Below are 25,354 nucleotides of genomic sequence, written 5' to 3'. Positions count from 1 at the left end.
CGCTTCCGCAAACAAAAACGCCGCAGGTTTGACCCTGCGGCGCTCTTGTCTACAACGTCCATCGATCAGTGATGGATGCGCTCCACCTGGGCTGCTGCCTTGTCCGCCACCTCTGCAGGCTTGGCCACTTCCTCGACCAGCGGCTCGGGCTTGCGCTCGAGTGCCAGCTCCAGCACCCTGTCGATCCAACGCACCGGCATGATCTCGATCGCGTTCTTGACGTTATCGGGAATGTCCGCCAGGTCCTTCACGTTCTCTTCGGGGATCAGCACCAGCTTGATACCGCCACGGTGGGCCGCCAGCAGCTTCTCCTTGAGTCCGCCAATCGGCAGGACCTCGCCGCGCAGGGTAATCTCGCCCGTCATCGCCACATCGGCACGCACCGGGATGCCGGTCAGCACCGACACCAGCGCGGTCGTCATGGCGATACCGGCCGACGGACCATCCTTCGGCGTGGCACCCTCAGGCACGTGGATGTGGATGTCCCGCTTCTCGAACATCTCATCCGCGATACCCAGGCGACGCGCCCGCGAACGCACCACCGAGCGAGCGGCCTCGACCGACTCCTTCATCACGTCGCCCAGCGAACCCGTGCGCGTGATGTTGCCCTTGCCCGGCATGATCGCCGCTTCGATCGTCAGCAGGTCTCCGCCGACTTCCGTCCACGCCAGACCAGTGACCTGACCAACCTGGTTTTCCTTGCCAGCCAGACCGAAGTCGTACTTGCGCACGCCGAGGAATTTGTCCAGGTTCTCGGAATCCACCTTCACCGAACCCGACTCCTTCTTCAGGAGCAGCATCTTGACCACCTTGCGAGCGATCTTCGACACTTCGCGCTCAAGCGAACGCACACCGGCTTCACGCGTGTAGTAGCGGATGATGTCGCGAATCGCTGATTCGTCGACCTCGATCTCGCCCTGCTTCAGTCCGTTGTTGCGGATCTGCTTGGGCAGCAGGTAGCGCGTGGCGATGTTGATCTTTTCCTCCTCGGTGTAACCCGAGAGGCGAATCACCTCCATGCGGTCCAGCAGCGGCGGCGGAATGTTCAGCGAGTTTGACGTCGCCACGAACATCACGTCCGACAGATCGAAATCCACTTCGATGTAGTGGTCCTGGAACGTGTGATTCTGTTCCGGGTCCAGCACCTCGAGCAGCGCGGACGACGGGTCGCCACGGAAGTCCATGCCCATCTTGTCGATTTCATCGAGCAGGAAGAGCGGATTGCGGACGCCCACCTTCGACAGGCTCTGCAGGATCTTGCCCGGCATCGAACCGATGTACGTGCGACGATGGCCGCGAATCTCGGCTTCGTCACGCACGCCACCCAGTGCCATGCGCACGAACTTGCGGTTCGTGGCGCGCGCCACCGACTGGCCGAGCGAGGTCTTGCCAACGCCCGGAGGACCAACCAGGCACAGGATCGGCGCCTTCACCTTGTCTACGCGCTGTTGCACGGCAAGATACTCGAGAATGCGTTCCTTGACCTTCTCCAGGCCATAGTGATCTTCGTCGAGTACGCGTTCGGCGTTGGAAAGGTCGTTGTTGACCTTGCTCTTCTTGCGCCACGGCAGATTGACCAGCGTGTCGATGTAGTTCCGCACGACAGTCGCTTCGGCCGACATCGGCGACATCAGCTTGAGCTTCTTGAACTCGGCATCGGCCTTCTTCTTGGCCTCCTTGGGCATGCGGGCAGCCTTGATGCGCTTGTCCAGCTCTTCCAGGTCAGCGCCCTCTTCACCCTCGCCCAATTCCTTCTGGATCGCCTTGACCTGTTCGTTCAGGTAGTACTCGCGCTGGCTCTTCTCCATCTGGCGCTTGACGCGGCCACGGATGCGCTTTTCCACCTGCAGGATGTCGATCTCGCCTTCAAGCTGCGACAGCAGGCTTTCCAAGCGCTCGGTCACCTTGACCATCTCAAGGATCTTCTGCTTCTGCTCGAGCTTGATCGGCAGATGCGCAGCGATCGTGTCGGCCAGGCGACCGGCCTCGTCGATACCCGACAACGACGTCAGGATCTCGGGAGGAATCTTCTTGTTCAGCTTCACGTACTGGTCGAACTGCGACACGATCGCGCGGCGCAGGGCCTCGGTCTCGGCGGATTCGACCGGGGCTGGCGGCACGGGCACGGCTTCGCACATGAAGTGCGAATCGTCCTCGCTCACCTCGGTAATGTTCGCGCGCTGCGTACCTTCCACCAGCACCTTCACGGTGCCGTCGGGCAGCTTCAGCATTTGCAGGATATTGGCGATGCAGCCGACCTCGTACAGGTCATCGGCGGTGGGCTCATCCTTGGCCGCCGTCTTCTGGGCCACGAGCATGATGCTCTTGCCCGACTCCATCGCAGTCTCAAGCGCCTTGATGGACTTCGGGCGACCCACGAACAGCGGGATCACCATGTGCGGAAACACCACCACGTCGCGCAGCGGCAACAGTGGGAGGCGAATCGGCTCAGCCGGGAGGAGTTGTGTTCCGGACATCATTTTCCCCAGTCAGTCATTTAAGGCGTAAATAGGGTCACGGGAATCGATTGCAAGATACCCATCATCAATTCCGTACGCAGATAAACGTGCTGCAAACTGCACTTGCGACCCACTGTGAAACAGCATACCCGCGTTTGCTCCCGTTCGTTTGTTGAATTGATGAAAAAAGCCGTTCGCTTCCCTGCGAACGGCCGCTTGAAATTTCCGCCGGTATGGTAACCACCACGTGAGTCCGGCGCGGTCGTCAGTTAGAGCCGGCCACCTTTGGTTGCTGCTCCTCGTACATCAGCAGCGGTGGGGCGTCGCCAGTAATGGTGTTCTCGTCGATCACCACCTTCTGCACGCCTTTGTAGTTTGGCAGGTCGTACATGACGTCCATCAGAGATTGTTCGAGAATCGAACGCAGGCCGCGGGCACCCGTCTTGCGGCGGATGGCCTTGCGCGCAATCGCGGACAGCGCGGCCGGACGGATCTCCAGTTCCACGCCTTCCATGGCCAGCAGCTTCTGGTACTGCTTGACCAGCGCGTTCTTCGGCTCGATCAGGATCTGCACCAGGGCTTCCTCATCAAGCTTGGCGAGCGTAGCCACCACCGGCAGACGACCGATCAGCTCGGGAATCAGGCCGAACTTGATCAGATCCTCAGGCTCGGTCTGCGGCAGCACTTCGCTGACCTCGCGCTCTTCCTTGCTCTGCACCTGCGCGGCAAAACCGATACCGGTCTTGTCCGAACGCTGCATGATGACCTTCTCAAGGCCATCAAACGCGCCGCCGCAGATGAACAGGATGTTGGTGGTATCCACCTGCAGGAAGTCCTGGTTCGGATGCTTGCGGCCACCTTGCGGCGGCACAGAGGCCATCGTGCCTTCGATCAGCTTGAGCAGTGCCTGCTGCACGCCCTCACCCGACACGTCACGCGTGATCGACGGGTTATCGGACTTGCGCGAGATCTTGTCGATCTCGTCGATGTAGACGATGCCACGCTGGGCCTTCTCTACCTCGTAGTTGCAATTCTGCAGCAGCTTCTGGATGATGTTCTCGACATCTTCACCCACGTACCCCGCTTCGGTCAGCGTGGTCGCGTCCGCGATCACGAACGGCACGTTGAGCAGGCGCGCCAGCGTCTGGGCGAGCAGCGTCTTGCCCGAGCCGGTCGGCCCGATCAGCAGGATGTTGCTCTTGGACAGCTCGACATCGTCCTTCTTGCCGAGGTGCTTGAGGCGCTTGTAGTGGTTGTAGACGGCGACGGCAAGAATCTTCTTTGCCTGTTCCTGCCCGATCACGTATTGATCAAGGCTTTCGCGGATCTCGTGTGGCGTGGGCAGGTCCGAGCGCGCGGCGGCCGTGGCGTCCTTGTCGGTCGCGGCGGCCTCGTCACGGATGATCTCATTGCAGAGGTCGATGCATTCGTCGCAAATGAACACCGACGGGCCGGCGATGAGCTTCTTCACCTCGTGCTGGCTCTTGCCGCAGAACGAGCAATAAAGAAGCTTCTCGCCAGATGAACCTTTTTTATCCGCCATAGGAATCAGTCACATTAGCAGTGTGTTCCCGCAGGGCGGGAGGCCTAGCGGGAAACGCATTAAACGCATCATACGCCAAATCAATTGGCACAGTCGGCGGCATCCCCTTTGTGTGGGGCAAAACGCAAAAACGAGGCGCACGGCCTCGTTCCGGTGTAGCCTTCGCCATTTACGGCTAACAGCCCTGCAGCATTTACCCGGCATTGCCGGGCACCAGCCGGTGGCCGAATCCATCTGGATTGCGACCGGGCTGGCATGCCGACACACCGGCTGCTCGGCCTCAACCGCGGCGGCTAATCACCTTGTCGATCAGGCCGTAATCCACCGCCTGGTCGCCGCTCATGAAGTTGTCGCGGTCAGTATCTCGCGCGATCTTTTCCACGGGCTGACCCGTGACTTCAGACAGGATGCTGTTCAGGCGTTCGCGCAGATACAGGATCTCGCGTGCCTGGATTTCGATGTCCGAAGCCTGGCCACGCGCACCGCCCAGCGGCTGGTGAATCATGATGCGCGAATTCGGCAGTGCGCTGCGCTTGCCCTTGGCACCGGCCGCAAGCAGGAAGGCGCCCATGCTGGCCGCCATACCCATGCACAGCGTCTGCACATCGGGCTTGATGAACTGCATCGTGTCGTAGATCGCCAGGCCGGCAGATACCGATCCGCCAGGCGAGTTGATATACAGCGACACGTCCTTGTCGGGATTCTCGCTTTCGAGGAACAGAAGCTGGGCCACTACCAGGTTGGCAGTCTGGTCGTTCACTTCGCCGACCATGAAGACGACACGTTCCTTGAGCAGGCGCGAGTAGATGTCGTACGCGCGCTCGCCCCGGCCGGACTGCTCGACGACCATCGGCACCAGTCCCAGACCCTGGGTCTCCAGGGCAGAAGCCTGCGTGGTGGCGAGACGATCAAGCAAATCATTGCGGGTCATGCAGGTTCTCCAGAAATTCAGGAATGGCGCCAATCGGCCAGCGCGCGAGGCCGATTGGCGGAAGCCGGCGCCGCAAGGATCTTGCGGCTTCCGGCCATGCCCCGACCTCAGGCTTGTGCGGGCGCGGCGGTGAGTTCTTCGAACGACACCGACTTGTCCGAAACCTTGGCCTTGTCGCACACGAAATTTACCACGTTGTTTTCGAGCACGTAGGCTTCCATTTCTGCCAGGCGCTGCTGGTCGCCGTAGTACCAGCGCATGACTTCCTTCGGGTCTTCGTAGCTCTTGGCGAAGTCCTCGATTTCGGCCTTGATCTGGTCCGGCTTGGCTTCCAGGCCGTTGGCCTTGACGATCTCGGCCAGGATCAGACCCAGCTTCACGCGGCGCTCGGCCTGTTGCGTGAACATCTCGGCCGGGATCGGCATGTCCTTGGCGTTGGGCATGCCACGTTGCTCGAGGTCACGGCGGGCCATTTCCACCAGGCGCTGCTGATCCTGCTCGATCAGCGCCTTCGGCACGTCCAGTTCGCTCACCTTCAGCAGCGCTTCCATGACCTGGTCCTTCAGCATGGAGTGCGTGCGGCGCTTGACTTCGCGCTCAAGGTTTTCACGGATGTCGGCGCGCATCTTCTCCACGCTGCCGTCGGCGATGCCGAGCGACTTGGCAAACGCATCGTCCACTTCCGGCATGTGCGCCCACTCGACCTTCTTCAGCGTCACGGTGAATTCGGCGGTCTTGCCGGCCACTTCCTTGCCGTGGTAGTCCTCGGGGAACGTCAGCGGGAACGCCTTGCTCTCGCCGACCTTCAGGCCCAGCGCAGCCTGCTCGAACTCGGGCAGCATGCGGCCTTCGCCCAGCACGAACACGAAGTCCTCGGCCTTGCCGCCGGCGAATTCGACGCCGTCGATCTTGCCGACGAAGTCCAGCGTCACGCGGTCGCCATTCTGGGCGGCCACGTCGGCACCGCCGTCACCGTGGGTGCCGGCCTCGCCGCGGGCGTGGAAGTGCACGCGCTGCTTGCGCAGGATGTCGACGGTCTTGTCGATTTCCGCGTCGCTGATGTCGGTCTTGGTGCGGGTCACTTCGGCCGACGCCAGGTCGCCGATCTTGACTTCCGGATACACCTCGAACGTGGCTTCGAAGGCCAGTTCGTCTTCGGACACGCCGTCGGTCTTGATGTCGAACTTCGGCTGACCGGCCACCTTCACGTCCTGGGCCTGGGTGATGTCGAAGAACTTGCGGGCGGCCTTGTCGAAGCGGACTTCGAACTCCACCTGCTGGCCGTATTGCTTCTCGACCATCTTCATCGGCACCTTGCCCGGGCGGAAGCCGGACATCTTCACGGTCTTCGACAGACGTACCAGGCGTTCCTGGGTTTCCTTCTGCACTTCGGCCTTGGGAATAGCCAGGGTCACCTTGCGGTCCAGCTTGCCGAGGTTTTCAATGACGTTCGACATGGTCGTTAATCCAATCCAGAAATGTTGTAGTCAGCGCAACCGCCTGCACACCGTCCTGCCCGCGACAAGTGATCGCGAGCGGGGGTCTCCGTGCAAACGGAAAACGCGGATTATCGCACGGTTTTCATTCGCTTCCGGCAGTTTTTACCCTAGTCAGCGGTATCCAGTCCGGGATCCGCGATTTGGGGATCAAGTGCGCGGCCGTGCCGGAGCGCGCGCAGCAGCAGTCTGGCGGGGTCGATTGCGTCCGCCAGATCGGTCTCCAGCGGTAGCGGCTCTCCCTCTACCTGGCAGGCGATCAGTTCTGCGCACAAGGCTGCCCATGTGAGGCCGCGCGACGCATATGCAAGTGCCGCATACAAGCCCGGCAAGCGCGGCAGATCGCGCAGATGCGCGCCGCGCAAGGCGCCGGTATGGGCCAGGGCCTGCGCTTCGTCGGCCATCCGGCCAACCAGCGGCAGGCGATTGTGCGTCACGGTCCTCACGCCGACGTACCCGTGCAGGGCCGACGGGTCGATCCGGGCGATGCGCGCGGCTCGATCCTGCAGCATCGACGCCAGCCGGGAGAGATTGGCGGCATGCACCTCCGGGCGCTCGACAAGCGGACCGTCGTCTGGCTCATAACTCGACCCCATGCGCGCCCCGCCCGCTTCCGCACGCGGCAGCAGATAGCCGCTGCCAGTAACCACGCAATCGGGCCAGCCGCCAAGCGCGTCGAGTTGCTCTGGGGACAGATCGGTCAATTGCCCGCGTACCCTGCGCAACGCCAGGAATTGCCCCGACACCAGCCGCTCTGCCTCGTATGCATTGGCCAGCACGAGAACTGGCGCACTGGCCAGTACTGTGCCGTCCCCGGACAGCGCCTGCCAGCCATCGTCGATCTGGCGCAGTGCCGCCACACGGCAATTAAACCGGGCATTCAGCGCGCCGCCAGCCTTCGCCAGTTGCGCGCGACAAATATCAGGCGGGGCCACCCAGCCGCCCTGCGGAAACCATAGTCCGCCACGCGGGACCGTCGCGCCATGACGCTCGGCAGCCTCTTCCGGCGACATCCAGCGCACAAACGACTCCGGGAACCCAAGCGCCTCCAGCGCAGCATGCTGCGCCGCGTTCTCGGCATCGTCCTCGCCAATCTGCAGCACACCACAGCCGTGCCAGTCGACGGGATACCCAGCATGCTCCAGCGCCGCCCACGCGCGCAGCGCATGGAGGTTTCCCGCGCGCGACAGCCGGGATAGCAGGGTATCGTCGGACGAAACATGCGCATGCATCGCGGCTGCCCGATGGCTGGACGTCTGCTTCGCCGGCGCGTCATGTGCATCAAAGAGCGTGATACGCCAGCCACGCGCGGCCAGGCGCTCGGTCACGGCGCATCCCGCGAGCCCTGCGCCGATCACAATTGCATGCCGATCGGCCCACTGGCCCGCCGCTGGCGGCGCGTGGCGACGGTTCTTCCAGGGCGGCGCGAAACGCGCCACGGTCATGTGCAGCTTGCCGCCGAATCCCGGCGCCTTGTTTACGTCGAATCCCGCAGCCCTGAGTCCACGCCGTACAAAGCCGGCCGCTGTATAGGTTGCCAGTGTCGCGCCGATGCGGGCCAGCCGCGCCACACCCCAGAACACGCCATCGGACCACATGTCCGCATTGCGTGATGGCGAGAAGCCGTCGAGGTAGAAGGCATCCGCTCCAAGCGCAAGCTTCGGCAGCATCGACTCGGCATCGCCCAGCGCCAGCGTCAGCGTGACGGCTCCGTCCTCGAAGGAAAGACGGTGCAGCCCGGGCAGCGCGTCGGGCCATTGCTGCTGCAATTGGTCCGCAAGCGGCAGCAGGCCGCCGAGACCGGCATGCAGTTGCGCCAGGCCATTGCGCGTAAACGGGTGCTTTTCTATGGAAACAAAGTGCAGGCGCCGACAGCGCTGCGGATCGTCGCGCCATGCCTGCCACGTGGCCAGGAAGTTGAGCCCCTGGCCAAAGCCGGTTTCCACGATGACAAACTGCTCGCGGCCCGCCCAGTTGCCGGGCAAGCCATTCCCGCCGAGGAACACGTGCTGCGCATGCGCCAACCCGCCGCGCGTGCTGTGGTAGACATCGTCATAGCGCGGCGAATATGGGGTTCCGTCTTCGGACAGGATGGGCTCGGCGGGCTCAAGAGCACGAGGCATGGCAAGGATTTGTACGGCCGGAAATGGCGGCGGATGGTAGCATAGCGCCCTTCCTGCGCACTCCCCGCTAAGCCATATCTGCCCGAAGTTTGCGCGCCGTCATACCTCCGCCATGCTCAGTTATCGTCACGCCTTCCATGCCGGCAATCACGCCGATGTCCTCAAGCACGCCGTTGTCGTCCAGTTGCTGGACTACCTGACGCAGAAGGACAAGGCATTCTGGTACATCGACACGCACGCGGGCGCAGGCCTTTACGCGCTCGATCACGCCTACGCCCAGAAGAAGTCCGAGTTCGAGACCGGCATCGGCCCGCTCTGGCGCGCATCCGCCGGTGGCCAGCCGCTGCCCGAATTGCTCGAGGCGTACCTGGACCAGGTGCGCACGCTAAACGAGGACGGCAGCCTCAAGCACTATCCGGGATCGCCCTGGCTGGCATGGCAGATGTTGCGCGATGCGGACCGCATGCGCCTGTTCGAACTGCACAGCACCGAGATCCAGGTCCTGCGCGACAACTTCCGCGGCGCCGGCCGCAAGGTCATGCTGTATGACGGCGACGGCTTCAACGGCATCAAGGCGATCCTGCCTCCCCCGCCACGCCGCGCGCTGGTGCTGATCGACCCATCCTACGAGGACAAGCAGGACTACGCGCACACGCTGGACACACTGAAGGCCGGCCTGGAACGCTTTGCAACCGGCGTCTACGCGATCTGGTACCCGGAAGTGCAGCGCCGGGAGTCCACGCAATTGCCGGCCCAGCTGAAGCGCCTGCCGCTCAAGAGCTGGCTGCACGTGACTCTGACGGTCAAGCACCCAGTTGAGGGCGGCCTGGGGCTGCATGGCAGCGGCATGTTCATCGTCAACCCGCCCTGGACGCTGAAGGCGGCACTGCAGGACGCCATGCCGAAGCTGGTGGAGCTTCTCGGGCAGGATGGCGGCGCGAGCTTTACGCTCGAATCGCTCGATAGCTGAGCAGCCGGCAAGCCGGTTCACACGCATACCTGGCGCCGCTTATTTCCGTCCATCGGCGCCTTCCTTGCCGAGCGCTTCCAGCAGCGGCCGCAGGGCATCGAGTTCGGCGCCAAAGCCGCTCCAGTCCCCGGCCTTTAATCGGTCGATAGCGCGGTTGTAGTGGGCCAGTGCATCGCGGGCGCGCTTATCCACGGCTTCCGCGCCACCGCCGGACGGCAGCCCGGCTGGAGCGGTCTCCTGGAAGAGCGCCGCCAGGGCCTCGCCCAGGGTTTCCTTCATGACCACACGGTCTCCATAGGCGGCGATTACCCGCTTCAACTCGGGCAATTGCCCGGATTCCGCACGCAGATAGAGCGGCGAAATGTAAAGCATCGAGCCTTCGATCGGCACGACCTGGAGGTGGCCGCGGATGACGCGCGACCCCATCTGGTTCCACAGCGAAATCTGCTGCGAGATTTCCGTGTTCTGCTGGATGCGTGCTTCGATCTGGAACGGGCCGTAGACCAGCTTGTCCTTGGGGAACGTGAAGACGACAAGTTTGCCGTACTCCGGGCCATCGCAACGCGCGGCCAGCCAGGCAATCATGTTCTCTCGCCGGCTGGGCACCATCGGCAGCATCAGGACGAACTCGGCACGTGGCTCGGCGGGAAGGCGCGCGATCATGTAGTACGGCATCATCGGCGTGGCGGGAGCCTTGGCTGAGTCAATATCGGCCAGTTTGCTCGGGAACTGCCAGAGGTCCTCGCGGTTGTAAAAGACTTCCGGTGCCTCCATGTGGTACGCGCGATAGACCTGCGCCTGAACCAGGAACAGGTCCTCCGGGTAGCGAATATGCTGCCGCAGTGTCTCGGGCATCGCGCCCAGCGGCTTGAACAGGCCCGGAAAGATACGCTGGTAGGTTTGCACGATCGGGTCGGCAGGATCGCTGACGTAGAAATCGGCCGTGCCATTGTAGGCATCGATCACCACCTTCACCGCATTGCGCAGATAGTTGTCGCCATCGCCCGAACCCGGCGCCGAGTATGGGAACCACCGGCTGGTGGTGTACGCATCCTGAATCCAGAAAAGGCGCCCGTCGCTCACGACGATATAGGGATCGTGGTCCAGGGCAAGGAACGGCGCGATCATGCGCACCCGATCCTGAATATTGCGATGGAGCAGGATTCGGCTTTCCGGCGCAACGTACTCGCTCACGAGGATGTTGGGGTCGTTGAACTGCCAGGCGAAGAGCGCCTGTAGCGCCAGGCTGCCTATGGCGATGCCGTCTCGCCCTTTGTACGTCGTGTAGACGTTCTCCGCGGCCTTGGGATAGTCGAACTCCGGCGTACTGCCATTGACGATGACATAGTCCTTGCGGCCTTCGCCGAAATACAGCCGCGGCTGCTGGATGGCCGGCCCGCCCGTGGCGGCAGGCGGAATATTCTGCAGATAGAGGGTCGGCAGCCCTTCCGGCGATTTCTCCGTGACCGGCGACATGACGACACCATTGCCGTGGGTGAACAGCACATGCAGGTTCACCCAGGTCTGCGCGTTGGCCGGAAGCAGCGACAGCTCCAGTTCCCGCGCCGACAGCATCACCTGCTGGTAGCCGGCACTGAGCCAGTATCGGTCGATGTCCGTCGAAACGAACTGGTAATAGGTCCTGATCTCTTGCAGCTGCGCATAGGTATCGCGCAACGGCTGCTGGTCCCACAACCGGATGTTGTCGATGGTTGCCCGATTGGCCTCGATCGCGGCGAGATTCAGGTTCTGTTCGGCCGGAAACGGCTTGACCGCGATCTTCGTCAGGCCATAGGCCTCCCGCGTCAGCGCGATATTGTTCCTGAGATACGGCGTCTCGAACTGCAGTTCGTTTGGCTTGACGTAGAACCGCTGGAACAGCGCCGGGTAGATCAGTGTGAGTACGATTGCGCCGCCGAATATCGTCAGCGCCGCAACGGCGGGAACGCGATAGTCGAGCCAGCGCATATTGGCCCATGTCGCGATTGCGGCAGCGGTAGCAAGTCCTACAAGTAACCACAGCACGGGCAACTGCACGTGGATATCGGTATAGCCGGCGCCCACCACGACACCGTTGTCGCCATAGAGCAGCAGAAAGCGATCGAGCCAGTAAGACCAGGCCTGCAGCAGGAAGAACAGGCCCAGGAGTATCGAGCCATGCCGTGCGGCGGCTGGCGACAACCTGCGCGGCGGCAGCATGATCGCGATATCGCCGCGCAACCCGTACACCACGGCGGCAATGCCCGCGCATCCAACCAGCAGCAGTTGCAGCCAGTTTCTGACCGCCACATAGGCAGGCAGCGAGAACAGGTAGAAGCCGATGTCCCTGCCGAATATTGGATCGGCCTTGCCATACGGTACCTGCCTGAGGAAGCGCAGCGCGATGTCCCAGTCCGTGGCATCGACGGTTGTGGTGATGAGCAGGCCCAACACGACGGCCGCGCCAGCGATGGCGGTGCGCCAGCGCAGATGCTGCGTGACTTCGGCGACCAGTTCGCTCAGGACTTCCGGCACCCCTGGAGGCAAACCCGCTTCCGCACCGCGCGCGCCCAGACGCCTTGCATGGCGGTGCGCCAGCCATCCTGACATCCACAGCGCATACGATGAGACGGCGAAGACGGTACCGAACAGGACTGCGCGGGTGACAAGGATCGTCCAGAAAACGTCACCGTAGCCGACAGAGGAAAACCACAGCCAGTCGATCAGCAAGCCGGTGACGCGCCCGATCACGATCAGACTGGCTATGACGACCCCGGCCGTGATGGCGATGCCTGGCAGTCGCGCGCCGGGTGTCCCGGGCAAGCGCATGGATCACGCTCCTTTCTCCCACGTGAACCATTGTAGGTGTTGGGGCAGCAAGTAATGCGTTCGCCACCGGACATTCCCCACCGGCCAGCGCACACGCGCAGCCATTCAAATGTGCGCCAGACATCGCCTATCTTCAGGCGGGCGTCTCACGGCGCCACAAGCGACACCCCGTACTGCGCAAAGATCTGCTGCAGTTCGCCACTGGCGCGCAGTGCTTCGAGTGCGCTTTCCAACGCTTCCGCCAGTGCACGCTGATCCGCCTTGACCGCCATGCCAACAGCCCAGCCGCGCACGGGCAGCACTGGCGACTGGATTTCGGCTACCGCAAAGCGGTCGTCGGAGTGTCCCCGCGCCTTCAACGCGCTTTCATACTGCGCGCGCGTCACCATCGCAGCGGCGATCTCGCCGGCAAACAGCGCGTGCAGTGCATCGTCGGCTTCCGGGTAGATCTTCACCTTGCTGCTCAGCGCCCCCTGCGCGCTCGAGAGCAACGCATTGGCGCCAGCGGAGCCGCGCTCCGCTCCGGTCGGCTGCCCGGTCAGATCCTCGAAGCGGCTGACCTCATGAACACGTTCGCGGTCATAGGCCAGCACAAAATTTTCCCGCAGGTATGGCGCGAAGATCAGGACCTCGCCGTTCTGGCGCATAAAGACCGGATCGACCGGCACATGCAGCATCACATCCGCCGGCCCATACCCGAGGTAATGGCCCTTCCAGACCATGTTGCGCAGATCGTCCGACATGCTGTCATCGTCGGCGTCGAACGGCAGCAGCGAAGGCGACAGCCCCATCTGCTTGCAAAGCGCGTTTGCCAGCGCCACATCGATCCCGGTGAACTGACCGCCATCGTTACCGGAGAACGGCAGCATGTCCTTGTACAGCGCGACCTTCAACGTGCCTGTCTCGCGGATTTTCGCCATGTCGGCATGCGCGGGGGCGGCGGTGAGCGCGGCGAGGGCGGCGGTCACGGCAAGCCTACGTAGCGAGTCCAGCCAAGGACGGGGGTTCATGAAAGTTCTCCTGGCGAATGGGTATCCGTTGGGGCCCGGTTGGCGGTGCGGCCACGGTGGTCGGGCCGCACTGCTCCGCGGCCTCACTCCTGTACGCGGCGGGACTCGAGATAGGTCTTGATCGCCCAGACGGCTTCCTGGCTCAGCACCCCATCGAACGGAGGCATGTAGACCCGGCCGTCGCGCGTGCGGCCTTTGCGTACCGTGGTGGTGAAATACTGGGAGATCTCGCCGAAGCAGGCTTCCTTCTTCTTCGGATCGGCCAGCGACATGCAGTCGATGTCGAGTTTGCGCAGATCGGGCGCGATGCCGCCGGAGATCGCCTCCAGACCGTGGCAACGCGCGCAATTCTGGTTGAACGCCGACGATCCGATGCGCAGTGCCTCGTCATGGGCTTCACCCGTCCGGTATGGATTATCCGGACGCCATTCGGCCCCCAATTGGGGTAATGTGTGCGTGTCCACGGCCTGCGGCGTTACGTCGCCGTGTGCGGTTGCGGTTGCGGGCAATCCCCCGGCCAGAAGCGCGCAGAGGGAAAGTAGCGCGAACATGTTTCGTGGTGTGTTCAAGAGTGTCTCCTGTTTGTCGTTGAAATGCGTTATGGAGACATTTCCGCAAGAGCCATACCAAGTACGAACCTGGCCCCAAACCGAAGGCACAGGCTCGAAGGGAGCCAGGGAATCGAAAAATGGATGGCACAGTTGCTCAGGAATGGAACACCCTGGCATGTGTCTTGCGTCATGACGCAACACTTCCGGATCGCGCAACTTCCAGGACGATCCGGGCGACCCGCGCATAGATCGCGGGCGACGTAAAGGAGACATCCATGATTCCCCACGCGGCAGCCCCCCAGCGGGCTACCGACGGCCCCACAATCGGTGAGGCCCCGGAAAGCGATCAGCCTGAACTGATCGCGCAATCGCACGAGCGCTCGAAATCGTATGGCCTGCGGTCATATGAATCGCCCGATTTCTGCCCGGTGCAGCAAAGCGAACTGAAAACGCAGATCGAGCGCAGCCAATCGCTGTTCACGCATGCGCTGCCGGTCATGGAGACGCTCTACAGCCAGATCGTCAACACCCAGAGCATGGTGATCCTGACCGACACGGGCGGACTGATCCTGCATTCGCTGGGCGACGATGACTTCCTGGCCAAGGCCACCAAGGTGGCCTTGCAGCCGGGCGCGCTATGGTCGGAGGAAAGCCGGGGCACCAACGCCATCGGCACGGCGCTGGCCGATGGCAAGCCCACGCTGGTCCACGGCTCCGAACACTACCTGGAAGCCAACCGGTTCCTCACCTGCTCGTGCGCACCGATCCTCGATCCGTATGGCAAGACGGTTGGCGCGCTCGATGTGACGGGCGATCATCGCGGCTTTCACAAGCACACCATGGCGCTGGTGCGCATGTCGGCGCAGATGATCGAAAACCAGTTGTTCGCCAACACGTTCCAGGACGTGGTGTGCATCCATTTCCACTCGCGCCCGGAATTCATTGGCACGCTGGTCGAAGGCATTGCCGCCTTCACGCCCGCCGGGCGCTTCCTGTCGGCCAATCGCAGTGGCGTGTTCCAGCTGGGGCTTTCGATCGGGGCGCTGCACGCGCACACGTTCTCGTCGCTGTTCGGCTTGTCGATGTCGCAACTGATCGATATGGAGCGTGGAGCACCTGCCGGCATCGTCCAGCTGCAGCTTCCGAGCGGCGTCAAGGTGAATGGGCGCGTTGAATGGAAGCGCCCCGCCAGCCAGATCGCGGCTGGCGCCCTTGGCGGCAATATGACCGGCGAACGCAATACGGCGCCGGTGCGCCAGCCCTGTGGCGAACTGGCAAGACAGCCTGCCGGCCTGGATGCGCTCGATACCGGCGACGCTCAGATCAAGAGCGTGATCGGCAAGCTGCGCAAGGTCATCGGCAAGGACATCACGATCATGGTGCTGGGCGAGACCGGCACGGGCAAGGAACTGCTGGCCCGCGCGATTCACGCCGACAGCCCGCGTCGCGCCGGCCCGTTCGTTGCCGTCAATTGCGCATCGATTCCCGAAGCACTGATCGAGTCCGAGCTGTTCGGCTACGAAGAGGGAGCATTTACGGGCGCCCGGAAGAAAGGCGGCATCGGCAAGATGGTGCTGGCCAACGGCGGCACGCTGTTCCTGGACGAGATCGGCGACATGCCGCTGCACCTGCAGGCGCGCCTGCTGCGCGCGCTGCAGGAACGCGCGGTATCGCCACTGGGCAGCAACAAGCTGATCCAGGTGGACGTTGCGGTGGTCTGCGCCACCCACCGCAATATGCGCGAGATGGTGGCCAGCGGCCAGTTCCGGGAAGACCTCTACTACCGCCTCAATGGTCTGGTTGTGCGCCTGCCGGCGCTGCGCGAACGTGGCGACCTGGATGCCGTAGCGGAAAAGCTGCTGCAGCAGGAACAGGGGGACGGCGCGCTGCCGATCAGCGAATCCGTCATGCAACTGTTCCGTAGTTACCACTGGCCGGGCAACATCCGCCAACTCTGCAACCTGCTGCGCACGGCGCAACTGATGGCGGAGGGAGCACCGGAAATCACGGAAGACCACCTGCCGGACGACTTTCTCGAAGACTGGCACGCACGGCATGGCGCGGAACCAATCGAACCAGCCCAGCCAACCGCCAGCAGTGCGACCTCGGCTGCGCCGCCTGCCGCCGCAGCCGGCGGCACCCAGCCCAAGCGGCTTGCCGACATCGAAAGCATGACCATCATCGAAGCGGTGAAGGCGCATAACGGCAATATCTCGGCCGCAGCCAAGGCGCTCGGCATTTCACGCAATACCGTCTACCGCAGGATCGACGAGGCCGAAGGCCAGCCGCCGCGCGGCAACTGACCAGCCAGACGCGCGAATGGCCGCGCCAAGCGCCTGAGCCATCTCCCCCGCAGCCAGATGCCCGCCCGGCACCCACACCAGGCGGGCTTGCGGCATGGCCGCTTGCAGGCGCAGTGCATTGCCCGGCCGGCAAACGCGGTCTGCCCTGCCGTGCAGCAACGTGACCGGCACGCCCTGCCGGCCGATACGCGCGGCAGCCATCAATAGCGTGGACTTCCCAAGCCCTGCGCGCCGATACAGGTAGTGCGCCTGCAACTGGTATTTGCGCAGCATGGCGGTCCGTTGTTGCCATCCTTGACGCTCCCCGCGCCCCGCCAGACCCAGCAGATGGCGTTCGGCAGCCTGCCATCGCATGGCAGTGTTCATTTTTTGAACAGTTGTACCGCCCTGCAACACGCGTGACACGGCAAGAAGCCGTCCGCGCGCCGCGGGAAGCCCCTCCCGCCGCCGATCAATCCCACGCAGCAGGTCGCGGCCCGCGCCGCGCGCGTTGAACATCGCCTGCACGTCATCGAATCCCGTCAGGAAAGCCCCGCGCAGTACCAGTGCCGCCACGGCGCCGGGGAAGCGATCCGCATAGGCCAGCGCCAACGCCGCCCCCCAGGACCCGCCAACCACGCCCCAGCGTTCGATGCCAAGCGCGGTACGCAACTGCTCCAGGTCGGCCAGCAGCGCCGTGACCGTATTGCGGCGCCGCGTGCCTGCAGGCCGCGAGAGACCCGCGCCGCGCTGATCAGGCAGCACCACGCGATGCCGGAGCGGATCGAACCACGCGGCCATCGAAGGCTGGCAACCGCTACCCGGCCCGCCATGCAGCACCAGCCACGGCTGGCCGCCATCCACCCCGCATTGCCGAACGTGAATGCAATGGCCATCCGGCGTGCGCAGTTCGAAGGACGCCAACAACGCGGACGGAGCGGGAACGGGCATGGATGTTGCCTCCTGAGAGTACGGTTGCTTTCGGCGAGTCGCCGGGGCAACCGTGGAATGACCCACTGCAATCACTAACTATGCCAACCCTCGAGGAGGAGACATGAACTGGACAACGCCTGCCTATACCGAACTGCGACTGGGGTTCGAGATCACGATGTACATCGCCAACCGCTGAAGTCGAGCAACTGATCACGCAGCGCTCCCGCAAGCCCGCTAGTTCTTCATGGCGGGCTTTTTTGTTCGACTCCGCTTGCACCATCACCTGGCCGGCTTCTTGCACGGTTCGGCCAAAACCATCGATCTGGCGTCATGACGATACTCAGGGTTCTAGGTTCGGCCGCTGGCGGCGGCTTCCCGCAGTGGAACTGCAATTGCCGCAATTGCGACGGCGTGCGGCGTGGCACGGTGCGCGCCACGCCGCGCACGCAGTCCTCGATCGCGCTTGGTGATGGCGACCAGAACTGGATCGTCGTCAATGCATCCCCCGACATCCTGGCCCAGTTGCGCAGCGCCCCGGCGTTGCAGCCGGCGCGTTACCCACGCGATACCGGCATTGCCGGTGTTGTGCTGATCGACGCGCAGATCGACCACGTGACGGGCCTGCTGATGCTGCGCGAGCACCGGCAAGCATTGCCGGTCTATGCCTCGACGGCTGTGCTTGACGATCTCTCCACGGCGTTCCCGCTCACGCGCATGCTGTCGTATTACTGCGGGCTAGATACCCACACGCTTCCGCTCGATGGCACGGCCTTCGCGGTGCCGCCGCTGGAAAATGTGGCACTGACCGCAGTGCCTCTGGAAAGCAAGGCGCCGCCCTACTCCCCGAGCCGCAACGCACACCGCCTGGGTGACAACATCGGCCTGCGCATTGTCAATCGGCAGAGCGGCCGGCACGCGTTCTACGCACCGGGGCTCGCCCGTATCGAACCGCACGTATTCAAGGAACTGGCAGAAGCCGACGTGGTGCTTGTGGACGGCACGTGCTGGCATGACGACGAACTGATAGCGCTCGGCTTTTCCACCAAGACTGCCGCCGACATGGGGCACCTGTCCCAGTCCGGACCGGGCGGCATGATCGAGACGCTCGACCGCCTGCCTGCGGTGCGCAAAGTGCTCATCCACATCAACAACACCAACCCGATCCTCGATGAGGAATCGCCGCAACGCCGGGAACTGGAGGCACACGGCATCGAGGTTGCCTACGACGGAATGGAAATTTCGCTATGACACATCCTGTTGCCCGGACCGCCCAAGAATTCGAGGCGCAACTGCGCGCGAAGCAGGCGGGCTATCACATTCATCACCCGTTCAACCTGCGCATGGCCGCCGGCGAGTGCACGCCGGAGCAGATCCGCACGTGGGTTGCCAACCGCTTCTACTACCAGGTCAACATTCCGCTCAAGGATGCGGCCATCCTCTCCAACTGCCCTGACCGCGACACGCGCCGCGAGTGGATCGTCCGCATTCATGACCACGACGGCAACGAGTCCCAGCCGGGCGGCATCGAAAGCTGGGTACGTCTGGGCGAGGCCGTGGGGCTCACGCGGGACGCGCTCTGGTCTCACCGGCACCTGCTGCCGGGCGTGCGCTTTGCCGTGGACGCCTACGTCAATTTCGCACGGCGTGCGCCGTGGCAAGAGGCGGTGTGCTCGTCGCTGACGGAGATGTTCGCGCCGGACATCCACAAGGAACGGCTTGCCGGCTGGCCCGAGCACTATCCGTGGGTGCAGCCGGAAGGGCTGGCATATTTCCGATCACGCATCCCGCTTGCCTCGCGCGATGTCGAACACGGTCTGCGCGTGACGCTGGATTATTTCCGCACACCGGAGCAGCAGCAACGCGCGCTGGAGATTCTGCAGTTCAAACTCGACATCCTCTGGTCGATGCTCGACGCGATCCAACAGGCCCGCCCATGACTCCATCCGTATCCGACCCGGCCAGACCCACACTGCAACGGACCTTCCGGCTGCAATGGGAAGAGATGCAGCAGAGTTGGGTCCTGCTGTACCCAGAGGGAATGGTCACGCTCAATGACAGCGCCGCCGCGATTCTTCAGCGCTGCGACGGTGCTCACACGCTCGACATGCTGATCGACGACCTGCAGTCGGAATACGGCGTGCAGGGCATTGCTCCGGAGGTACATGCCTTTGTCAAACATGCAACCGAACGCGGCTGGCTCGCCTGAGGGCAAGCCGTTGCCGCTCCCGGGCCCGCCGCTATGGCTGCTGGCCGAACTGACCTATCGCTGTCCGCTGCATTGCCCGTTCTGCTCCAACCCGGTGGACTACACCCGGCACGACCAGGAACTCGACACTGACCAGTGGTGCGATGTATTCACCCAGGCGCGCGCGCTCGGGGCCGTACAGCTTGGTCTTTCCGGCGGTGAGCCGCTATTGCGCAAGGATCTGGAAGCACTGGTCGCGCACGCGCATGGGCTCGGGTTCTACGTCAACCTCGTGACGTCCGGCGTTGGCCTGACCGACGTCCGGCTCGGCGCATTACGTGCCGCCGGGCTCGACCATATCCAGCTATCGTTCCAGGATTCCACGCGCGAACTCAACGATTTTCTTTCGAGTACACGCACGTTCGACCTGAAACGCCGTGTGGCGGACATGATCAAGGCGCACGGCTACCCGATGGTGATGAATTGCGTGATGCACCGGCACAACCTGCCGCACGTGGGGGCCATCATCGACATGGCGCTGGAGATTGGCGCCGAGTACCTGGAACTTGCCAACACGCAGTACTACGGCTGGGCGTGGGAGAACCGGTTGGCGTTGATGCCGACGCAGGAACAACTTCGGGAGGCCGAGGCAGTGGTGAACAACTACCGCGCGCGCATCGGCAACCGCTGCAAGGTGCTGTATGTGGTGCCCGACTATTTCGAGCAACGCCCCAAGAAGTGCATGAACGGCTGGGGAACAACGTTCCTGGGCGTGGCGCCAGACGGTGTCGCGTTGCCATGCCACTCGGCGCGCATGCTGCCGGGACTGGACCTGCCCAATGTTCTCCAGCAACCGTTGCACGAGATCTGGCAGTCAAGCCCTGCGTTCCAGCGCTTCCGCGGTACGCACTGGATGCCCGAGCCCTGCCGCTCGTGCTCATCACGCGAGGACGATTACGGCGGCTGCCGCTGCCAGGCCTACCTGCTGACCGGCGACGCCGCACGGACCGATCCGGTTTGCGGACATTCGCCCGATCACGCGGTGCTGCAGGCCACGGTGCTGCAAGGCCGTACCGCCGCAATGAACGCTTGCGGGCATCAGTCCGATCTTCGCGCTCCCGAAGTGCCCATCGTGTTCCGCACGGATGTCAATTCGCGCCGCCTGGCGCAGCCATAGCCGCCGTTTTAGCCGCAGCTTTATCCGCAGTCATGACAAAAGCCGCTCGCGCCCGATCAACGATCGGGACGCGAGCGGCCCAATCACGGAGCGTCACGATCCCGCGCTCAACACCCAGTTCACCAGTTGCAGGGCTTCGTCTTCCTTGAGATTGGGATGCGGCGGCATGGGAATGCGGCCCCACGCGCCCTTGCCGCCCTCGCGCACCTTCTGCGCCAGCCGGGCCGGTGCTTCCGCATCGCCCTTGTACTTGGCAGCCACGTCGACAAACGCCGGCCCCACTACCTTGGTCTGCATGCTGTGGCACGAAAAGCAGCCGCTCTTTTCGGCAAGAGCCTGCATGTCTGGCGCCGCATGCGCTGATGTCGCGCATATTGCCGTCGACGCCAGCGCCAACAACGAGAAGTATCCATTGAACATCTTCACTTTCCGAGACTCCATGAAACCGTGAATCGGCCGATGCCATGCGCCGCACGGGCGCATGGCTGCCATCGATACGTATCAGCCCTTGTGCAGCTTGAACACCCAGACCGATCCACCCTGCTCCAGGAAATTCACACGCTTGGCTACTTCGCCGCCCCACAGCGGCACAGCACCACCCCAGCCAGAGACCACGGCCACGAACTGCTCGCCGCCCTCTTCCCAGGTGACCGGCGGCGCCACGATGCCGCTGCCGGTCTGGAATTTCCACAGCTCCTTGCCAGTCTTCGCATCGGCGGCCTTCAGGTAGCCTTCCGGCGTGCCCCAGAACACTAGACCGCCCGCGGTCGTCATCACACCACCCCACAACGGCGCGTAGTTCTTGATCTCCCATTCGATCTTGCCGGTCTTGGGATTGACTGCGCGCAGCGCGCCGATGTAGTCGCTATTGAGCGGCTTGATGGTGAAGCCGGCACCGAGGTAGGCCGCGCCCTTCTTGTAGCCAACCGGCTCGTTCCAGATGTCCATGCCCCATTCATTGGCAGGCACGTAGAACAGGCCAGTTTGCGGGCTGTACGCCATCGGCATCTGGTTCTTGCCGCCAAGGAAACCCGGCGCGGCAAAGACGGACTGCCCCTTCTTGTCCTCGCCACTGGCGGCGGCCGGGTCACCGGGGCGGCTTTCCGGGTTGTAGTTCGGGCGGCCGGTCTTGAGGTCGATGCTGGTTGCCCACGTGATCTTCTTCACGAACGGGAAGGCGTTGAGCAGCTTGCCGGTCTTTGCGTCATTGATATAGAAGAAGCCGTTGCGGTCGGCCTTGCCGCCCACGCGCCTGCCATCCATGTCAAACGTCACGAACTCGTTGACGCCGTCGAAATCCCAGCCGTCATTTGGCGTGTTCTGGTAGTGCCAGACAATCTTGCCCGTGTCCGGGTCGATGGCCAGTGTCGAGGACGAATACAGGTTGTCGCCCTTGCGGATGTGGCTGTTCCACGGTCCCGGGTTGCCGGTGCCAAAATAGACCAGGCCAGTCTGCGGGTCGTAGGTACCGCCGAGCCAGGTCGACGCGCCGCCGGTTTTCCACGTCTCGCCGGGCCAGCTGGCATTCAGCGTTCCGGAAATACCGTTCTCGGTCTTGTTGCCGTCCTTGTCGTACTTGTAGCCCATGTGACCTTCAACCGTGGGGCGGGTCCAGATCAGTTGCCCGGTCTTGGCATCGCGCGCTTCCACGCGGCCCACCACGCCGAACTCGCCGCCCGATACGCCGGTCAGCACCATGCCCTTCACGATCAGCGGCGCCGCCGTGTACGAGTAACCAGCGGCGTAATCGTCGATCTTCTCCTTCCAGACCACCTTGCCGGTGTCCTGGTTCAACGCAACCAGCTGCGCGTCAAGCGTGCCGAATATGACCAGGTTGTCGTAGAGCGCCGCCCCGCGGTTGACGACGTCACAGCACGGCATGATGCCCTCCGGCAGGCGGTGCTCGTACTTCCAGAGCTTGGCGCCGGTCTTCAGGTCGATCGCATAGATGCGCGAGTATGACGCCGTGACAAACATCTTGCCGTTGTAGACCAGCGGCTGCGCCTCCTGCCCGCGCTGCTTCTCGCCGCCAAACGAGAACGACCACGCCGGCACCAGCTGGCTGACGTTCTTCGTATTGATTTTGGTTAGCGCGGAGTAGCGCTGGCCTTGCGGCCCCATACCCCAGCTCAGTACGTCGCCGGGCGATTTCGCGTCGGCATCGATCATTGCGTCGGTTACGGGGGGCGTTGCTGCGTAAGCGGTGTAAGCGGCGAGGCATGCTGTCAAGCTTGCCGCCAACGCGATCACTCGTACTGTCCTCATCGTTGTCTCCTTTGTCTCTCTCGTCGTTGTCAAAATCGGTTGATGCGACCGTCGCACCTGACGGCTCATGGCAAATCCCATGCCACCGGGTAAGCACCGCGAAAAGCGCGATTTCAGGTGCGCCAATGCGTGTTGATGTGCGCCATGCGGGGACACAACACCTGTTCTGCTTCGAAATGGAACAGGTGGCGCGCCTCCTTCCGGCCCACTACTTCCACTACTTCCACTACTTCCACTACTTCCACGCGTACCGCAGACCGATCCACACGCTGCGCGGCGCGCCCGGTGCAACAAACTGCTCGTTGACCGGGTTCGCGGCGTCGAAGGTATGGTTCGGCCCCGTGAACACATTGGTGCCAAGCACGCCGAAGCTCTGATAGCGGCGGTTGAACAGGTTCGTGACAGTGGCGAAGATCTGCAGTTGCCTGGTCACCTGGAACGTGGTGTCCAGATCCGCCAGGAAGTAGCCGGAGAGCTTGCCGTTTGCGTCCGAGTTGTTCTCGTCTCCGCGCGCATAGATGCTGCCGCGCCAGATCAGGTTGGTTCCGATCTTCCACCTGGGCGTGGCGCTGTAGTCGACCCTGAGCTTGATCGTGCTCTCGGGGATGCCGGGAATGTGGTCGCCGGGCTTGATGTTGATATTGCCGTTGGCATCGGCACTGGAATTGCTCGGGCTATGTTCCGTCCAGGCCGAGCGATAAGTGGCATCGACATAGCTGTAGCTGGCGCCAATGCCGAACTGTCCGATCACCGTGTGCCCGGCCAGCTCGAACCCCTGGCGCTGCGTGCGGCCCACGTTCTGAAAGAACCCCAGCGTGCTTGCCGCGCCCGCGCTGACAAACTGGATGTCGTCGTCGAGCGTGGTGCGGTATGCGGCGGCGCTCCACGTCGTGGCTTCGCCCACGCGGCCACGCATGCCGACTTCGAACGTCCTGGATACCACCGGCTTGAGCGGCGGATCGGCGATGAAGTTGTTCGGCAACGAGCACGGCGCGGCCGGGTCGGCACAGGCCAGTTCGATGGCGGTCGGCGCACGCATGCCCTCGTTGTAGGTCGCGTAGGCGGTCAGGTTCGATGTCGGATTCCAGTTGATGCCGACAGCCGGATTGAAGCGCGAGAACGTGTGATTGGCGTCGAGCAGCGGCTGCGCGCCGCTTTCGTCGTTGATTGCGGCCCGTGACCAGTTGTAGCGTCCGGAAAGGGTGAGCGTCCATTGCTTGCTCAGCGACAGCGTGTCGCTCAGATATATGCCGAGATTCGCGTTGCGCGTGCTCGCGTTGGTGGTTTGCGTGAAGCCGCCAATGCCGACCGACGCGCGCGCATCGGTGAAGTACGCGTCTTGCGAGGCCTGCGTGAAGCCGGAGTTCGCGAAGTCCGCCGCCGCGCCCACCACAAGCTGGTTCTCCATCCCGGCAACGGTGCCAAGCCGGGTCAGTTGCAGGCTGGCGCCATAGCTGTCCGTGGCGATGACCGACTGGGTGTTGTTGGACTGCACCTGGTCGACGTTGCCGTTCGCATCAACGCTGCCGAAGTCGCTGTTGACGTTGCTGCTGAAATTGGTATTCCGGAAATGGCGGTAGTAGAGGTTGCCGCTCAGTTGCAGCGAATCGTTGAAGAAATGGTCGCCGGACAGCGTGACATACGCCGTACTGTTCTTGTTCTGGTCGGGGAACGTGTAGGCCTGGGCCGGGTTATCGAGAAACGAACGGGGGATCGTCTGCGACCCCTGCAGCGTGTTGTCGGCGCCTCCCATGGCAAGCGACAGCGTGGTATCGGCGCCCGTATAGCGAAGCTTGCCAAACGCCTGACGGATGCGGCTGGCGTTGTGATCGGCCCATCCGTTGTCGTTCAACGCGGTGGCGGCCACGTAGTAGTCGAGGTTGGAGCCGATCGTCCCGCCCTGTTCCGCCTGGAACATCTTGCGGCCCCAGGAGCCACCGGCCACCTCTGCGGAGCCGCCCGGGTTCTCCCTGCCGTTCTTGGTGGCAATCGTGATCGCGCCGCCGAGTGTGTTCAGGCCGTAGGTAGGATTCGATCCCGGAATCAGCTGGATCGTGTCGATCGCCATGCGCGGGATCAGGTCCCAGTTCACCACGTCGCCAAAAGCCTCGTTGGCGCGCACGCCATCGACGAATACCGACAGTCCCTGCGGTGTGCCCAGCACCGGCGATGCGGTAAAGCCGCGATAGTGCAGATCGGTCTGGTACGGGTTGCCCTGCACTTCGTTGATATCGACACTGGGCAGGTTCTTGTCGAAGTCGTCCGTCAGGACGGTTCGGTGCTGGCGCAGCAGATCGCTGCCGCGTACCGTCTGCACGTTGGCCGATACCTGCGGCAGCGGCGTGCCTACGCCGAGCAGCGGCGTGGTACCGACGACCGTTACCGTCGCCAGCGTAATGACCGCGTCGTCATTTTGGGGGGTCTGCGCGGACGCCAGGGTGGGTCCACATGCCACGGCGCCTGCGTAACACAGCCGCAGGACGGCATGAGGTGGCCAACGCCGCTGCACACAGGGGCGGCCCATAGCCTTGTCTCCGAATATCGTTCTAGTGTCTGCCCGGGCAGGTCCGTTGGCCTGCGCCGGTGGCGACAGGTGCGCGTGTCGATGGCCGCGCGCCTGT

At 63.2% G+C, this 25,354-nt stretch carries 19 protein-coding genes; 7 read left to right on the top strand and 12 right to left on the bottom strand.

What is annotated here, in order from left to right; translation table 11 throughout:
* Positions 1 to 65 precede the first annotated feature (65 nt).
* From lon to mnmC, 5 genes are all read right to left on the bottom strand, one after another.
* Positions 66 to 2,477: an endopeptidase La gene (lon, locus tag B552_RS0107755; protein ID WP_026035435.1), complete on the bottom strand. Its 2,412-nt coding sequence runs from the start codon at positions 2,475 to 2,477 to the stop codon at positions 66 to 68.
* A gap of 247 nt (positions 2,478 to 2,724) precedes the next feature.
* Entirely contained in the window at positions 2,725 to 4,002 is a 1,278-nt protein-coding gene (gene clpX, locus B552_RS0107750; protein ID WP_019448433.1) for an ATP-dependent Clp protease ATP-binding subunit ClpX, read from the bottom strand.
* Positions 4,003 to 4,282: 280 nt separating this feature from the next.
* A complete protein-coding gene (gene clpP / locus B552_RS0107745; RefSeq protein ID WP_019448432.1) occupies positions 4,283 to 4,933 on the bottom strand; it encodes an ATP-dependent Clp endopeptidase proteolytic subunit ClpP in 651 nt (216 codons plus the stop codon).
* A 107-nt stretch (positions 4,934 to 5,040) separates the two neighbouring features.
* On the bottom strand, positions 5,041 to 6,390 hold the full coding sequence (tig, locus tag B552_RS0107740) for a trigger factor (RefSeq protein ID WP_019448431.1): 1,350 nt from the start codon (positions 6,388 to 6,390) through the stop codon (positions 5,041 to 5,043).
* A gap of 149 nt (positions 6,391 to 6,539) precedes the next feature.
* Positions 6,540 to 8,552, bottom strand: coding sequence for a bifunctional tRNA (5-methylaminomethyl-2-thiouridine)(34)-methyltransferase MnmD/FAD-dependent 5-carboxymethylaminomethyl-2-thiouridine(34) oxidoreductase MnmC (gene mnmC / locus B552_RS0107735; RefSeq protein WP_019448430.1), 2,013 nt, complete (start codon positions 8,550 to 8,552; stop codon positions 6,540 to 6,542).
* A 112-nt stretch (positions 8,553 to 8,664) separates the two neighbouring features.
* Between mnmC and B552_RS0107730 the strand changes: the two genes are divergently transcribed.
* Positions 8,665 to 9,522 (top strand): 23S rRNA (adenine(2030)-N(6))-methyltransferase RlmJ, encoded by an 858-nt coding sequence (locus B552_RS0107730; RefSeq protein WP_019448429.1) that lies wholly within the window; start codon positions 8,665 to 8,667, stop codon positions 9,520 to 9,522.
* A 39-nt stretch (positions 9,523 to 9,561) separates the two neighbouring features.
* Here the strand turns inward: B552_RS0107730 and B552_RS0107725 are convergent, their stop codons facing one another.
* The 3 genes from B552_RS0107725 to pedF all read right to left on the bottom strand — a co-directional run bounded on the left by B552_RS0107725 (position 9,562) and on the right by pedF (position 13,909).
* Complete coding sequence (locus tag B552_RS0107725) at positions 9,562 to 12,330, bottom strand: UPF0182 family protein (protein WP_019448428.1); 2,769 nt, start codon at positions 12,328 to 12,330, stop codon at positions 9,562 to 9,564.
* A 146-nt stretch (positions 12,331 to 12,476) separates the two neighbouring features.
* Positions 12,477 to 13,340 (bottom strand): transporter substrate-binding domain-containing protein, encoded by an 864-nt coding sequence (locus tag B552_RS0107720; RefSeq protein WP_019448427.1) that lies wholly within the window; start codon positions 13,338 to 13,340, stop codon positions 12,477 to 12,479.
* Positions 13,341 to 13,423: 83 nt separating this feature from the next.
* Positions 13,424 to 13,909 carry a cytochrome c-550 PedF gene (gene pedF / locus B552_RS0107715; RefSeq protein ID WP_026035434.1) on the bottom strand — a complete coding sequence of 162 codons (486 nt, stop codon included), beginning with the start codon at positions 13,907 to 13,909 and terminating at the stop codon, positions 13,424 to 13,426.
* Between the two features lie 257 nt (positions 13,910 to 14,166).
* Between pedF and B552_RS0107710 the strand changes: the two genes are divergently transcribed.
* Positions 14,167 to 16,194 (top strand): sigma-54-dependent Fis family transcriptional regulator, encoded by a 2,028-nt coding sequence (locus tag B552_RS0107710; RefSeq protein ID WP_019448425.1) that lies wholly within the window; start codon positions 14,167 to 14,169, stop codon positions 16,192 to 16,194.
* Here B552_RS0107710 and B552_RS27275 read toward each other — a convergent pair.
* Positions 16,132 to 17,124 carry an alpha/beta fold hydrolase gene (locus tag B552_RS27275; protein WP_019448424.1) on the bottom strand — a complete coding sequence of 331 codons (993 nt, stop codon included), beginning with the start codon at positions 17,122 to 17,124 and terminating at the stop codon, positions 16,132 to 16,134. The genes B552_RS0107710 and B552_RS27275 overlap by 63 nt on opposite strands.
* A 103-nt stretch (positions 17,125 to 17,227) precedes the next feature.
* Between B552_RS27275 and pqqA the strand changes: the two genes are divergently transcribed.
* The 5 genes from pqqA to pqqE all read left to right on the top strand — a co-directional run bounded on the left by pqqA (position 17,228) and on the right by pqqE (position 20,468).
* Positions 17,228 to 17,302: a pyrroloquinoline quinone precursor peptide PqqA gene (gene pqqA, locus B552_RS28325; RefSeq protein ID WP_009277446.1), complete on the top strand. Its 75-nt coding sequence runs from the start codon at positions 17,228 to 17,230 to the stop codon at positions 17,300 to 17,302.
* 134 nt (positions 17,303 to 17,436) lie between these two features.
* Positions 17,437 to 18,354, top strand: a complete 918-nt coding sequence (gene pqqB / locus B552_RS0107700) for a pyrroloquinoline quinone biosynthesis protein PqqB (protein ID WP_026035433.1) — start codon at positions 17,437 to 17,439, stop codon at positions 18,352 to 18,354.
* Positions 18,351 to 19,043, top strand: a complete 693-nt coding sequence (gene pqqC, locus B552_RS0107695) for a pyrroloquinoline-quinone synthase PqqC (RefSeq protein ID WP_019448422.1) — start codon at positions 18,351 to 18,353, stop codon at positions 19,041 to 19,043. The genes pqqB and pqqC overlap by 4 nt, the downstream gene beginning before the upstream one ends.
* Positions 19,040 to 19,312: a pyrroloquinoline quinone biosynthesis peptide chaperone PqqD gene (gene pqqD / locus B552_RS0107690; protein WP_026035432.1), complete on the top strand. Its 273-nt coding sequence runs from the start codon at positions 19,040 to 19,042 to the stop codon at positions 19,310 to 19,312. The genes pqqC and pqqD overlap by 4 nt, the downstream gene beginning before the upstream one ends.
* Complete coding sequence (gene pqqE / locus B552_RS0107685) at positions 19,269 to 20,468, top strand: pyrroloquinoline quinone biosynthesis protein PqqE (protein WP_157160205.1); 1,200 nt, start codon at positions 19,269 to 19,271, stop codon at positions 20,466 to 20,468. The genes pqqD and pqqE overlap by 44 nt, the downstream gene beginning before the upstream one ends.
* Before the next feature lie 93 nt (positions 20,469 to 20,561).
* On the opposite strand, the gene B552_RS0107680 is transcribed toward pqqE, so the two are convergent.
* From B552_RS0107680 to B552_RS0107665, 3 genes are all read right to left on the bottom strand, one after another.
* Complete coding sequence (locus B552_RS0107680) at positions 20,562 to 20,894, bottom strand: c-type cytochrome (protein ID WP_026035431.1); 333 nt, start codon at positions 20,892 to 20,894, stop codon at positions 20,562 to 20,564.
* Positions 20,895 to 20,969: 75 nt separating this feature from the next.
* The gene (locus B552_RS0107675; RefSeq protein ID WP_026035430.1) at positions 20,970 to 22,733 is read right to left on the bottom strand and encodes a PQQ-dependent methanol/ethanol family dehydrogenase; all 1,764 of its coding nucleotides are present in this window, start codon (positions 22,731 to 22,733) and stop codon (positions 20,970 to 20,972) included.
* A 235-nt stretch (positions 22,734 to 22,968) separates the two neighbouring features.
* On the bottom strand, positions 22,969 to 25,257 hold the full coding sequence (locus B552_RS0107665; RefSeq protein WP_019448417.1) for a TonB-dependent receptor: 2,289 nt from the start codon (positions 25,255 to 25,257) through the stop codon (positions 22,969 to 22,971).
* Positions 25,258 to 25,354 lie beyond the last annotated feature (97 nt).

It is taken from the genome of Cupriavidus sp. BIS7, from assembly GCF_000292345.1.
Taxonomy (GTDB): Bacteria; Pseudomonadota; Gammaproteobacteria; order Burkholderiales; family Burkholderiaceae; genus Cupriavidus.
The sequence above is the reverse complement of the archived record's forward strand: the minus strand, read 5'-3'. Positions and strand labels throughout refer to the sequence as shown.